This is a genomic window from Bradyrhizobium sp. CB82 (assembly GCF_029714405.1).
Lineage (GTDB): Bacteria > Pseudomonadota > Alphaproteobacteria > Rhizobiales > Xanthobacteraceae > Bradyrhizobium.
Genome location: NZ_CP121650.1, coordinates 6,362,434 through 6,374,638 on the forward strand (window position 1 = coordinate 6,362,434; position 12,205 = coordinate 6,374,638).

Sequence of the window (12,205 nt, forward strand, 5' to 3'; positions counted from 1 at the left end):
ATGCCTCAACAGTTCGATCGATCTGCTGAAGATCTCGGCAACGCGATTCATCTCGAGCACGTCAACGTCCAGGTCCCGGACCAGCGCCTCGCCACCTTATTCTACGTCGCGGGACTTGGGCTCACCCGCGATCCCTATCTGATGGTGTCCGAGACCAACATGTGGATCAATGCCGGTCGGAGCCAGTTTCACTTGCCGAGCGGCAAGCCGCAGGTGTTGCGCGGTCATGTCGGGCTGGTCATCGCGGGCCGTGAGGCGCTGCTGGCCCGATTGGCATCGGTCGCCAAAAAGCTCGAGGGCACGGCGTTCGCGTTCGCCGAGCACAACGACTATGTCGAGGCGACCTGTCCGTGGGGCAATCGCCTGCGCTGCCATGAGCCGGATGCGGCGCGCTTCGGGCGCATCGCGCTCGGCATCCCCTATGTCGAATTCGAGGTGCCGGCCGGATCTACACCTGGAATTTGCGCCTTCTATCGCGAGATCATGGGCATGCCCGCCAGCTTGCGGAACGGCGACGGCCAGGTTGCCGCGGTGAAGGCCGGCCGCGGCCAGCATCTCTTGTTCCGCGAGACCGACCGCCCCCAGCCGGACTACGACGGCCACCATGTGCAGATGTACATCACCGATTTCTCCGGTCCTTACCGACGGCTATCGGCGCGCAACCTGATCTCGCGCGAGGACAACCAGTACCAGTACCGGTTTTGCGACATCGTCGATCTCGACAGCGGCAAGCGTCTCTTCACCGTCGAGCACGAGGTACGCAGCGCGACCCACCCGATGTTCATGCGGCCGATGGTCAACCGCAATCCGGCGCTGACGAACCGCAACTACGCTTTCGGCCACGATCAATCGCCCTGGGCGATGGGACCGGACCAATACGAGGGATAGGGAGCGATAAGGATTGCACTCGGCAAAGGCCGGCGGCAGGAAAGTCCGAATGGTTGAATCTGGCTACGGCTGGCCGGGCCAGTCGGATTCTATAATGATTTCAATGTGCTACGGACCTGTCTTCGATGGCAGGCGGGATCACGTCCACGCGCGGCGGACACCCGTTTTTCAAGTTTTGGCCACTGGGCTCACCGGCCAACTGGCGCTCGCGCGCCATGAAAGCACCGAAGCCAAAGCAATTGACCGAACAGGACGTCCGGCGACTGGTCAGGCTCGCCCGGCAGGAGGGTGTCGAAAACCGCTTCACACTTCTCCGGATGAGGCTCCAGGCCATTCGGCACCGGAAGAGCATCCGATCTGTTGCAGCGCAATGCGCGGCATCGGCCACGGCTAACTCTTTATATCCATGGCTTTCTCACCGCAAAGGCTCAGAGTTCCCCGCATCAAGCGAAGCCTACTCTTTCCGGCGGAGGCCCCATGAGTCGCTCACCCTCGATCGTGCCGCATGTGCCAGCCAACAGTGACGTCTACCTCGTGCTTGAAGACTTCGGCGGCCGGCTCGGGTGTGCCTGGTGCGAGACTGCCGAAGAGGACGCGAATCGCGCCACGCTGGTGCGGCACCTGATCGAGGGCCAATACGAACATCCCATCCGCATCGTTGCCTTCAATCCGATAGAGGGATGGTCGCGAGACGTGACTGCGGACATCGCCGATGAGATTCGCCGCCGCTTCGTCGAGCTCGACGACGCGGCGCCATCCCTGCTGGAGTTTCTGGACAGAGCTGCCAGCCGCTGACGCAGGAATCCGCGTGTCCGCAGGCACCTGGTGCCGCGCGGCCTCTCGGCGGCGTCTTGGGGGCTTCCTCAAGAACCATGGGGCGCTATACTAACCCAATTGCGGTATCATTCTTTGTATGGGGACGACCGTGTTGGACGATGAATTTAACAAGCAGCGCGCGAAAATATTGCGTGATCTCGCAGAGCAAGCCGATCCCTTCATCAAAATGCGTCTTCTGAAGCTTGTGGAGCGCTACGAACCCAAGCGACAGACCGCGGCAATTGACCAACAATTTTCAAGCCAGGCTCCAGCCGGACATCGAACATCGCGACATCACTTCTGACTGATTGCGAGAGCCTTCTCTTTTGAAGCCAGCCAAGAATGAACTGGCGATCGAGAGCAAGAGGGTAGACACTCGGATCGACGAGCATCACGTCAGGCGCAGGTTTGAAAGTCGCGATTTCGCCATCCACGCGCTGGAGCTGCGTCATGCGATACGCTTTTGGGCAGACAGTCTCTCCTCAAGACCAGCTCTCGAAAGTCGCGCAGGAGAGCTGTGAGCGCGCGAAGACGCGAAGTTCGCGTTCAGAGCGAAACGCTGGCGCAGATCGGCAAGGAGTTGGTCACCGCCTCGGATATCACTCCTCGGTAGCACCAGCAGCGTGCGTCCGGCCGCGCCCTAAAGCCGTTTCCGTTCCGATTGAATCGGAACGGGTGCTCTAGACTTTAGTTTTGACGCGTTTTCTTCACGCGAACCGGTGTCCACTTCGCTGGAAAACGCTCTCTAGCCCACAATGATCAGTGCGAGCAGACCGGAGCTGAGCAGAACGACGCCCGCGAGCGTAACCGCCAAAAAGGCAAGAGATGTGAATTCTTCACGCATGGACATATGGCCCGGGACTCACCACGCCCCGACCATCACAAGCGTGACGATGCTCAGAGCCGAGCAGCACAGAATGACGACTGGCGCGACTAGACTTTGGTGAGACCGCATTGTTGGCTCTCCGAGTTAGAAACAGCCCAGATCGTAGGTCGGCCATGTTTTTCCGTGACTTCGTGGTTGCTGGAAAGTGGTTTCAATCCGAGGTCATTTGTTTCGTCCTGGCGCGGGCGAACGAAATCTGTTCACGGGTTCGCGAACGCGAAAACAGGGCGCAAGGAAACGATCTGTGCCTCGGATATCCCGGTCCAATGCTGGTGTCCTTGTCCTCAATTGACATGGAGCTCGCTTGTCGGCACGGTTTGCATCCACGTCCATGCTGAAACGATTTACGGATCCGGCGGCGTCGACGCACAAGCGCGCAGCGTGCAGAACGACCGTCTGATTCGACGCCCCGGGCGGAACAACCGCTGAAGCTGATAGATGGCTCCATCGAGAATGGATACCGGCCGACTTAATCACGAGATGGAGGATGATCGCGTCGCCGAGGGCCGAGAGCCGCGGCCACACACCGAGCCCAGCAACGGTGCGCCCATCATTCACCCGCCCCAAGAGGCCCCTGGCTTGTCATCCGCGCACTTCGGTTCCGGGATGGGGAAATCCGGACGTGTGAGCGCAATTGCGAATTGGATGCTGCGGGGACGCCGCATCTGGCGCGGGCACCTCCTGCTCGATCAACTCCCCGAGGCGACCGGCGGCTCGATGGGAAACATCGAGCGCTGGTTACTCGCGTTGCTGAGCGTCCTCGTCATCGTGAGTTGCGTTTGCGCGACCATTGTCTTCACGCAGGTCACGTCGCTCAAAGCGGAGATCGCTACGCTGCAACGCGAGATCATCGCGCTCAAGCTGCGGGTAGCGAGGCTCGATCAGATCGCAAGCGCCAATGAGGCGCGCGACAAGCCAGGCGATGCGCCCAAGCCGCCGGCTGAGAATCGTCCTGACCTCGCCCTATCGCGCGAAGAGCTTCAGCTGATCCGCGACTATATCAAGCCGGCGCCAGTTGCGGGCTCCGCGACTGACTCGATCAAGGTCGGCGATCCCGTCGCGGGAGAAACCATCCCCTTCCCTTCTCCAATCACGGATAAGGTGCGTAAACTGCTTGGCGCGAGATTTACCATTCGCAACGGCGTCATCGTCATTACCCGAAACGGCAGCAATCGCGCCGATGTCGTGATCGGGCCCAATTGACGACACGCGGCAAGCTATGGCGGATTGTTCGGCGGCCTTTCGATGAACCTGCGACTGCCGTTGAGAAGCTCGAGGTTGTTGGCGATCACCGTCATTTGGGGCTCTTTTCGTGATTGAATTTGTGGCCATCCCCAAGTAGCATCCTAGCATTGGAGCTTTATCGTAAATTGCCCCTAAGCAGAGGTAGAGCACAATGCGTATTTTATTTCTCAGCGCGATCAGCGCTACCCTACTCGTCGGAAGCATCAGCACTACGAACGCTCAGCCGCCGCAGGAGATTGTTGGGGCCGACACGATCCAGATTCAGACCGGGCAGACGCGGACCTTTATGTTTCAGCAGTCGGTGAACAGGTTTTCGGTCTCGGCCGACGGCGTTGTGGAAGTCAGACCTGAAACCGATCGCACCTTCACCATACGTGCGATCAGCCCCGGCCAAGTCTTGATGACGGCCTATGCCCCAGACGGCCAAGTCGTCCACCGCTCCAATGTTTCCGTGGCGGACGCCGGTCACCTGGTCAAAATCTATGGCTTTGGTGGGGATACGAAGGACTATATCGGCCTTATTTGCACTGAGGCCGGTTGCGGTCGCGCCGACCCGGATATCGCGCAGAAGCCTTCTCCGCCATTGACAGCGGAGACGCAGAACAAGGGTGACCGTAACGCCGTCACAACCGCGAGGGAGGACAGGTGAGGAGGACTGGCGCTGCGGTGGGGAGCAGAGCGCACGACAGTCGGCGCGGTATTCAAACGCGGCGCCAGTAGCGCGACCGTTATTTAACCTCTGCTCCGCCTCGACCAACTCGTGTCGGCCCGACCCAATTTAACAGAGCTCTGATTTCCTGCCCCACGGCGCGGAAATAGAGCAGGTGCGTGACCGCAAAGGACAGCACGCACGTCCCTAAAATGGTCGCCAATAGGTACAGGCCGGCACCGGATGGGACCGCGAGGGGTACAAGCGATGCCTGCTTGGCGGTGGGCACGCCAGCCTGCCAGGAGAAGACCAAGAAGCCCGCATATGCCGCACTCAAGTGCGTTGCGAGCGTGAACGGGAGCCTGGATTTGGCTGCGAGCCCAAGGCAGGCAAGCAGGAAGATCGGAAGGGCAAGCCCGAACAACTGAAACCCATCCATCGCGACGAAGTAGCTCAACGTGGTGTGGCTTCGCTGAAAGATGCCGAAGATTCGGACATTGATGAACCAGAGAAGTTCGGAGCGGGGGGCGTATTCAAGCGCCCTTGCAGACAATTCGGCGCAAAGGGTGGCGGCAAAAAGCGCAGATGGTCCCAGGATTTGCAACTTGAAGAGACGGTTCATGAGACGACGTGCCATACGTCAGATACCATGCAGCGTAGCTTGCTCCAGCAATGTTTAGGATATGTTAAAGTTCCCCGGCCGCAAGGGGCGGCCTTCGGCCCTCGTAAAATATGAATTAAATCCGTGTCTGGACTAGTTTGCTGATGGCTGGTTGTTCGGCGGTCTTTCAATGAACCGCCGGCTGCCATTGAGAAGCTCCAGGTTGTTGGCGATGACCGGGTTGCCTGGATCGAGCGAATAGGCCTGCTCGAACTTCCGCCGCGCTGCACTCAGATTGCCGCGCAGCATGTACGAATATCCTTGATCATTCAAGATTTGAACGGTTACGCCCCCGAGGCGGATCGCTTGCGCATATGCCTGGTCGGCGAGATCAAAACGACGAATCTTGTCATAACTCGCCGCCAATCCAATCCACGCCGTCACGTCCTTCGGCGATTTTTCGACGGCGTCCTTGAAATAGCGCTGGGCGAGCCCGTAATTGCCGCGGTTGTAATGTTCGAGCCCGAGCCGCACCGGCTCGTCCGAGGGGTAATATTTGACGTCGGTCGGCTCTTGCACGGGGTCGCCGCCCGGCGGGTCCACGGGGGCCACCATGGCGGCCTCCCTCACGGTGTAGTCGCACGCCGCAAGGCCGATCCCTAACCAGCAACAGGTCAGCATTAGAATCACACGCCGCATGAATCTTGTCCCCCGCCCGACTCCAGCGGACTCAATGAAATATCATCGCTGAATTACTTACCATGAACCGGCAGCCAGACCTGTGGCCACACGGCAACAAGTCAGCGCCAGAAATACGCACCGCATTTCTCCACCCCTGCAGCCCCCGCCCCAGCGGCAAATGCGCTTTTCGCTTCGAGGCTGACATCGGTCTTTACCTAGCCGTGGCCCCGCCGACCGGAACCGCGACTGCAGGCGCTCCTGCCCCCGTTCCGCTGATGTTGATATTCTGGTTGCTCGGTGGCGGTTGGCCCATGGCGTCTCCCCCAAGGCCGATGTTGGGCAGCTGATCCACCGGCCGTGTCGTTGTGGTGTAGCGGTTCACCGCGGCGCTTGTACGTCGCGCGTCGTAGGCGAGCCTGCGGTTGCCGACATAGCGCGGCCAGGGATGGATGGTGTGGGTGACAGCGTTGACCTCTTTGGCATCGCCAGCGCTCATGGTGATGGTGTCGGAGCGCTGGAAGTAGCGGTCGACCTCATCATGGCCGTAAAGGCCATAGCAGCCGCCCAGGGGCAGGACCGCGAGGAGTACCAGGTAACGCTTGGTCATGTCTCGCGTCCTCAGTTGAGGGTTTTGACGACGGGTTGTGCGGCGACAGGAGCCGCTGGGGGCGCGGCCTCGCGAACGTCCGGCGCGATAATGTGCCCATACGGCCCCTTCACGTCGCCGCCGGAATTGACGTAGTCGTCGTAACGCTTGCGGACTTCCATCTGGCCGTTGAGGAAGAAATCGACGTCGTTGGCCGGCAGGCGGGAGTCGAGCGGCGATGCTAGTTTCTGACCCGGTGCCGCCGGCGCGACCAGGCGCGGCGTCACGATAATGACGAGATCCGTTTCCTGCTGCTGGTACGACTTGCTGCTGAACAACGTTCCAAGCACAGGCACCGAACCAATCCAAGGCAATTGCGAAACGTCCTGGCGGTTGCGGGTCTGCAGCAGGCCAGCAATGGCAAAGCTCTGACCGTCGCGCAACTCGACCGTTGTGCGGGCGTCGCGGCGTGTCAACGCTGGAACCGTCGTCCCCTGGATCGTTACCGCATTGGAGAAATCGAGCTCACTGACTGATGGCTCGACCCGAAGATTGATCACGCCGCGCGACAGAACGGTGGGCACGAACGCCAGCTCAACACCGAACTTCTTGTAGTCGATCGTCACGGTCGGAAAACCGTTCGTCGTCGTGTTGGGGATCGGCACCGGGAATTCACCGCCGGCGAGGAAGCGGGCAGCATCGCCGGACAGCGTGGTCAAATTCGGCTCCGCAAGTCGGCGCGCCAACCCTTTGGTTTCCAGCGCCGAGATCAACAAGTCCACCGAGCCGCCATTGCTGGTTCGGATGATGCTGGTCAACAAGCTTCCGAACGGGGTGGGAGCTACACCGCCCGCCGAACCAATGAGTGTCCCCACAGTTCCGAGGAGCGGAAGGCTTCCCGTCGGGGGAGAACCGACAGCGCCCCCGCCAGCACCGAGAGGACCGTTGGTGGTATTGATACCGCCAATCGGTGATCGGCCTGCCGCTGCGACCCCGCCTAGTCCCGAATTCGCAACGTTGGTGCCATTGGCGTTCGCGGCAAACAGTTTCACGCCGAGGTCACGGCCTGCTTCCCGGCTGACCTCGAGGAAGCGCACCTCGAGCATCACCTGCTGCGGCGACGCGACACTCATGGCGTTGACGACGACGACGCCCCCTTTGGGAACGCTGCCGGTGGCAATCGACATAGCCCGCTCGGCGGCGACGGCATCCGGTGCCGTTCCGCTCAGCACGACCTGGCCCTCGGAGGAGGAGACCCGAATGCCCTGGGCGCCGGTGCTCGCTCGGATGTTCTGCTGCAGATTGCTGGTATCGAGCACGACCTCGACGTCGAGGATCCCGATCTGCTTCATCGACGAGTCGAACAGGATGACGTTGGTGGTGCCGGTCTGCTTGCCCTGAACGTAGATCAGGTGATCGCTCAGCGACTTCACGTCGACGATGTCAGGCGAGCCCGCGACAATGGTCGCGAACGGGGCATCGACCCTGAAGGTGCGTGACTTGTTGACCACCACCTTGACCCGCTGGACGTCATTCATCTCGCTGACGAACACGCCGCCGGAGGAGGCGCCCCGGTCTGCTGCCGCCGCGCGGTCAGCGGACCCAAACAGGGCGAGCGCCGCGCCAAGAGCCATCACGCCGCAAGCGAGGGACTTCCCTACCTTATTACCCGCAACACAACCGCCACCCATTCGAGTTCCCCCAGCTGCGATCCACGCCTATCCCGCAGATCCACGCACTCGATGTCCCTTAAAAGCTCCCTCCACGCACCACGTCGCAGAGCCTACAATCTGTCTCAGAACAAATCGTTACTTCGTATTTGCAACATCATCATCCCTCATGCCGTCTACTTGCAAGAAGAGACACTTACTGCAGTGCGGGAACGGCAGAGAAAACTTCGCGATGTTGCCCGTGAGCACCACTTCTCTAGGTCGCTGGAACCATTCTGCAGTGGAACCGCAGATGAGTTCCCGCTGTTGCTCCGCTACTGGGCAAGTTCCCTATCGGTTCTCCGGTAAGTCTGTTCGGACAACGGGGGGCCTGTTTTGGCCGCTTATGACTTTTGAGGACACTGATTCCCGCTAGACCGGAATTTTGGTGGCCGCACTCGGCCCATCGAGTGCCGTGCCCCAGATCGGCATCATGGTGAAGCCCGCTTGGGGCCATCACAGTCAGTGCGGCGGCTCCCGCAGTGGTGCTGGCCGTCGGCGCGGCTCGACCGCTGGCGACCTGACGGCCGATCAACCGCCGCGTAAAATGGGTGTAAAAACACCCCTACCCTCCGCTCGGGAAGGCTGCCTTGTCGCGCCGAACCGACGGCTCGGTTGTTCGGTGGTGCTAGTCTGGTGATGATTCCCATTTCGAGCACGAAAGGGACGGCAGGTTGGAAAGTCACCAGATCGGTCAGGGCAGCCCTATACCGCGGCCAGAGCTGAGGGCGCTAACAGGGCTTCGCGGAGTGGCGGCGACGACCGTTGCCTTGGCGCACTTCCGGCCGCTGTTGCCCTTCGATGCCCACCTCTTCTTCTTATGGCAGAATGCTGCGGTTGATTTATTCTTTTGCCTCAGCGGCTTCACGCTGTCCTACGTTTACAGCCGAGAGAATTTTCAGTTTTCAAGTTACCTGATGGCTCGCGTTGCCAGGATTTACCCTTTGTACGTCCTGACACTCATCATTGCCGGAGCGTTCTACATCTGGCCGCTGGTGATCGATCCGGTAACCTATCCGACCAGAACAGCCTTCTCCGATTTCCTGTTACAGGCGCTGATGCTGAACTGCTGGCCGGTGGTGGGCTCCTGTGTGCATTGGAATCCTCCGGCGTGGTCTATCTCTGTCGAATGGTTTTGCTACGTCCTGCTGTTTCCCTTGCTACTGCTTCAAAATGCGCCGCGCTCGACGCCGATCAAGCTGCTCTGCCTCGTCGTGCTGTCGGCCGTTTCCTACCGCCTGTTCATGGAGTATTACGACGAACGCCTGACAAACCCGGAGCTCTATGTCGCGAAGAGCCAGTGGAGCTATTGGCTAAACCTGCTCCGTGGACTTTTCGGCTTCACGGCCGGATGGATCGTCTTCGCGAGCTTTGAGAAGCGGGACGGGCTCCATACGTTCTGCACGACGTTCTCCACCCCGATCTGGCTAGGCTTCGTTGCCATTCTCGTCCTGTGGTACTGCGGCCGCATCCACTCGCAGGCGCTGGTATTCCTCTTTCCGTTCGTGGTGCTCGCGGCGACAGATCCAGCTTCGGCTACATCGCGCCTGCTGGGATCGAGGCCGTTACACTTTCTCGGCGTCATTTCCTACTCGATCTACATGACGCACATCATCGTGTATGCCCTGTTCATCCTTGCGCTCAAATCCAGGCCTGACACCTGGCCAATGTCCGTTTACGTGCTGCTGGTGGGGACAACGTTTCTCATCTCAACCGGCACTTATTTCGCGATCGAGATGCCGGCGCGCAACGCCATACGCCGCCTCCAGCGCATGCGCCTCGCCCGGATAATCCCCTAAGTGCAGGGGGCTGGAACGGCGCTAGAACGGGACCTGGGTGGACGCGCTCGGCCCATTGAAGGCTGTGCCCCAGATGACCGGCGTCAGCATTGTGAAGCCCGGCTGAGATGCCGTAACGGTAAGTGCAGAGCCTCCCGACGATATGCTCAGTGTAGGCGTGAGACCGCCGCCGTACAGGAACGGAGCGGCAGCTTGCATCTGCGCAGCAGAAAGGTATGTACCGGTACAACTCGAGGGTGACGTGCCAGGTGTCAAACCAGTGACGGCCGGCGAGTAGCATTGGATTATCATTGCCCGGGCGCCTGCACTCGCGAGCTTGCGCAGCGATTGCATGGTGATCGCATATCGACCGAGATCGAAGATGGCGAACATCAGCAGGAACCACGGCAGGGCGACCAGGGAAAATTCCAGCGCCGCGGTCCCGCGCTGATCGAGCTTCCTCATCAGTGCACCAAAATGACAACCTGGGTGAAAGGAACGGTGTTTGGCAGGCAGTTCTGCGTGCTCATATACGCACCTCCGCTCATTGTCACACTATTGGCGATCACCTCTGAACAGTTGGTATTGGTATTGGCGGTCGTTCCGCTCCACGTGACATCGACGTTGGGAAGGTACATCGCGCCGCCGAGGGAAACCGTCCCACTGCCATTGATCGTGACTGCATTGTTGCTCTTGTTTGGTGCCTGATCGTCGATCAAAACGCCGTTCAGAGCGGAGGATGTCGTGTTGGTCTTCGGGGCGGAAAGGCTAACCGTCCCGCCCGTGATGGAAATGCTCGAATCCCCCAGCAATACGAGCGTTACGCCTAGACCCGTGCTGGCCCAGCTTGTGCAGGTGGTGCAGGTGACGGTTCCGCCATTGATCTTTATCGCTGCATTATAGAAAAAGTATGTTCCTGGTGCAAAATTCACCCAATCTCCGGTCGTCACCGTTAGATTTCCGTACGCGCCACTGCTGTTCGGGGCCACCGAATAACACCTGCTTGTACCAGCGGGTGGCGGTGGCGAAGTGGGGCACGTTATCGTTGTGAGTGGCTTGTCGTTGCCAGTCCTGCTGTTGAACGATGCAGTATCCAGTGCCTGGAGCGGATTCGCCGCAGGGGGCATAGAATAATTGTATGGTACACCAGGATCGCAGCTCCCCGAGTTGACACAGCCATTTGCAGCACCAATGGCCCACCCCGAACCGGTGAAAGACGGAGTGCTGGCATACTTGACGGTGTCGTCCGACATCATCTCGCAACCATTTCCGGTAACGCTAAGACTGCCGGCCAGTGTAAGTGCTGAGCTGTTTGACGGCGACCGCGCAAGGGCCAGCGTACATACGTCTTTCGGCTTCCCGACTCGGGCAACGGCCGTAGCACTTATGTTGACAGTCGACCAACCAAGTACTGCCGCCAGGTAGGCTGGCTGTTGCTGGCCAACAACGGCACGAACGTCACTGCCGCTCGCCGAGCCGGTCCAAGTGTTGGCAGCAACGTCATAGGTCCCTCGATCGATCTGCACACTCCGTGACGTATTTTTCGCAAGCGAACTGGGACAGGTGGAGCCTGGATAGGACACGTCGCCGGAGTTGCAGAAACTATTCTGTGCGGCAAATTCTTTCCCGCGAGAGATATAGTCCTGTGCTGGATTTGGCTCACAAAGGCTGCTGCCGGAGTTTTTGCATGCCAGCCAGAAGGCGCCCGAAAGGGCTGCGGCATCAGCGGCGTTCTGGGCGTGCTGCCTGGTGACGTACCACGATCCCGCCTCGCCCCCGAGTGCAACCACTCCGATCAGCGGCACGAGCGCGATGACGGTTCCGAATGCGACCGAACCTCGACGGCTACGCAGTAGGTTACGCATGGGAATAATCCTATTGAAACCGTTCCGAGTAAGACAGCGTGAACGTACAAGGATTGGTATTGGTACTCGTACACAACACCGATCTCAGCACCAGCGGCGCCATGGTGACTGTCGTCGTGTACAAATAATATTTGGGCGACGCCGTGTTGGTTGAGGAGCAGACAGCGTTGCTATCGCCGCAAATGAGCTGAATACTGGGGATGGGGTAACTGGGATCAGCCTTGGCGCGCGCGCTTGTCGACCAACTTGACACGCTCGACGGGTCCGCAAGGTTAGGTGGCGGAGCGTATTGGATCAATTGCCCGAAGCCGCGTAACGCCTCCCAGGCGGATATGTACCTGAAGCCAGCGATAGCAACGTCGGCCAGCGGCAGAAACAGGCTGAACATCATGAGACCGTAGACGAAAACCATCTCGAACGAGACGGCGCCGCGTCGATCCGCTATGAACGCGTCTGTACGGCTCTTAAGCCTCTCTCGCCAGGCGCGAACCGTGGTCATGG

The 12,205-nt window shown here is 59.8% G+C and carries 13 protein-coding genes; 5 read left to right on the top strand and 8 right to left on the bottom strand.

Annotation, left to right across the window (positions count from 1 at the left end; genetic code table 11):
* Both QA640_RS30895 and QA640_RS30900 read left to right on the top strand, forming a co-directional pair.
* Complete coding sequence (locus tag QA640_RS30895; RefSeq protein WP_283036625.1) at positions 1-888, top strand: VOC family protein; 888 nt, start codon at positions 1-3, stop codon at positions 886-888.
* 477 nt (positions 889-1,365) lie between these two features.
* Positions 1,366-1,683 carry a hypothetical protein gene (locus tag QA640_RS30900; RefSeq protein WP_283036626.1) on the top strand — a complete coding sequence of 106 codons (318 nt, stop codon included), beginning with the start codon at positions 1,366-1,368 and terminating at the stop codon, positions 1,681-1,683.
* A 203-nt stretch (positions 1,684-1,886) separates the two neighbouring features.
* Here QA640_RS30900 and QA640_RS30905 read toward each other — a convergent pair whose 3' ends face one another.
* Positions 1,887-2,156, bottom strand: coding sequence for a hypothetical protein (locus tag QA640_RS30905; RefSeq protein WP_283036627.1), 270 nt, complete (start codon positions 2,154-2,156; stop codon positions 1,887-1,889).
* 1,079 nt (positions 2,157-3,235) lie between these two features.
* On the opposite strand from QA640_RS30905, the gene QA640_RS30910 reads away from it, so the two are divergent.
* Positions 3,236-3,793: a hypothetical protein gene (locus tag QA640_RS30910; RefSeq protein WP_283036628.1), complete on the top strand. Its 558-nt coding sequence runs from the start codon at positions 3,236-3,238 to the stop codon at positions 3,791-3,793.
* A gap of 193 nt (positions 3,794-3,986) precedes the next feature.
* Positions 3,987-4,484 (top strand): pilus assembly protein N-terminal domain-containing protein, encoded by a 498-nt coding sequence (locus tag QA640_RS30915; RefSeq protein ID WP_283036629.1) that lies wholly within the window; start codon positions 3,987-3,989, stop codon positions 4,482-4,484.
* A 79-nt stretch (positions 4,485-4,563) separates the two neighbouring features.
* Here QA640_RS30915 and QA640_RS30920 read toward each other — a convergent pair whose 3' ends face one another.
* The 4 genes from QA640_RS30920 to QA640_RS30935 all read right to left on the bottom strand — a co-directional run bounded on the left by QA640_RS30920 (position 4,564) and on the right by QA640_RS30935 (position 8,043).
* Complete coding sequence (locus QA640_RS30920) at positions 4,564-5,106, bottom strand: hypothetical protein (protein ID WP_283036630.1); 543 nt, start codon at positions 5,104-5,106, stop codon at positions 4,564-4,566.
* 132 nt (positions 5,107-5,238) lie between these two features.
* Positions 5,239-5,688 (bottom strand): tetratricopeptide repeat protein, encoded by a 450-nt coding sequence (locus QA640_RS30925; protein WP_283036631.1) that lies wholly within the window; start codon positions 5,686-5,688, stop codon positions 5,239-5,241.
* 289 nt (positions 5,689-5,977) lie between these two features.
* Positions 5,978-6,373, bottom strand: coding sequence for a hypothetical protein (locus QA640_RS30930; RefSeq protein ID WP_283036632.1), 396 nt, complete (start codon positions 6,371-6,373; stop codon positions 5,978-5,980).
* Positions 6,374-6,384: 11 nt separating this feature from the next.
* Positions 6,385-8,043: a type II and III secretion system protein family protein gene (locus QA640_RS30935; RefSeq protein ID WP_283036633.1), complete on the bottom strand. Its 1,659-nt coding sequence runs from the start codon at positions 8,041-8,043 to the stop codon at positions 6,385-6,387.
* Between the two features lie 767 nt (positions 8,044-8,810).
* Between QA640_RS30935 and QA640_RS30940 the strand changes: the two genes are divergently transcribed.
* A complete protein-coding gene (locus tag QA640_RS30940; RefSeq protein ID WP_283036634.1) occupies positions 8,811-9,860 on the top strand; it encodes an acyltransferase in 1,050 nt (349 codons plus the stop codon).
* A gap of 21 nt (positions 9,861-9,881) precedes the next feature.
* Here QA640_RS30940 and QA640_RS30945 read toward each other — a convergent pair whose 3' ends face one another.
* From QA640_RS30945 to QA640_RS30955, 3 genes are read right to left on the bottom strand one after another with little or no spacing between them, the layout of a single operon-like run.
* On the bottom strand, positions 9,882-10,304 hold the full coding sequence (locus tag QA640_RS30945) for a TadE family protein (RefSeq protein ID WP_283036635.1): 423 nt from the start codon (positions 10,302-10,304) through the stop codon (positions 9,882-9,884).
* Positions 10,304-11,704, bottom strand: coding sequence for a pilus assembly protein TadG-related protein (locus tag QA640_RS30950; protein ID WP_283036636.1), 1,401 nt, complete (start codon positions 11,702-11,704; stop codon positions 10,304-10,306). Before QA640_RS30950 ends, QA640_RS30945 begins: the two co-directional genes overlap by 1 nt.
* A gap of 10 nt (positions 11,705-11,714) precedes the next feature.
* Positions 11,715-12,203: a hypothetical protein gene (locus tag QA640_RS30955; RefSeq protein WP_283036637.1), complete on the bottom strand. Its 489-nt coding sequence runs from the start codon at positions 12,201-12,203 to the stop codon at positions 11,715-11,717.
* Positions 12,204-12,205 lie beyond the last annotated feature (2 nt).

Bases quoted from the DNA above. Each gene is read 5' to 3' on its own strand.
- QA640_RS30955 (WP_283036637.1), bottom strand. From the start codon at position 12,203: ATGACCACGGTTCGCGCCTGGCGAGAGAGGCTTAAGAGCCGTACAGAC.
- QA640_RS30895 (WP_283036625.1), top strand. From the start codon at position 1: ATGCCTCAACAGTTCGATCGATCTGCTGAAGATCTCGGCAACGCGATT.
- QA640_RS30945 (WP_283036635.1), bottom strand. From the start codon at position 10,304: ATGAGGAAGCTCGATCAGCGCGGGACCGCGGCGCTGGAATTTTCCCTG.
- QA640_RS30915 (WP_283036629.1), top strand. From the start codon at position 3,987: ATGCGTATTTTATTTCTCAGCGCGATCAGCGCTACCCTACTCGTCGGA.
- QA640_RS30935 (WP_283036633.1), bottom strand. From the start codon at position 8,043: ATGGGTGGCGGTTGTGTTGCGGGTAATAAGGTAGGGAAGTCCCTCGCT.
- QA640_RS30905 (WP_283036627.1), bottom strand. From the start codon at position 2,156: ATGACGCAGCTCCAGCGCGTGGATGGCGAAATCGCGACTTTCAAACCT.
- QA640_RS30910 (WP_283036628.1), top strand. From the start codon at position 3,236: ATGCTGCGGGGACGCCGCATCTGGCGCGGGCACCTCCTGCTCGATCAA.
- QA640_RS30930 (WP_283036632.1), bottom strand. From the start codon at position 6,373: ATGACCAAGCGTTACCTGGTACTCCTCGCGGTCCTGCCCCTGGGCGGC.
- QA640_RS30920 (WP_283036630.1), bottom strand. From the start codon at position 5,106: ATGAACCGTCTCTTCAAGTTGCAAATCCTGGGACCATCTGCGCTTTTT.
- QA640_RS30900 (WP_283036626.1), top strand. From the start codon at position 1,366: ATGAGTCGCTCACCCTCGATCGTGCCGCATGTGCCAGCCAACAGTGAC.
- QA640_RS30950 (WP_283036636.1), bottom strand. From the start codon at position 11,704: ATGCGTAACCTACTGCGTAGCCGTCGAGGTTCGGTCGCATTCGGAACC.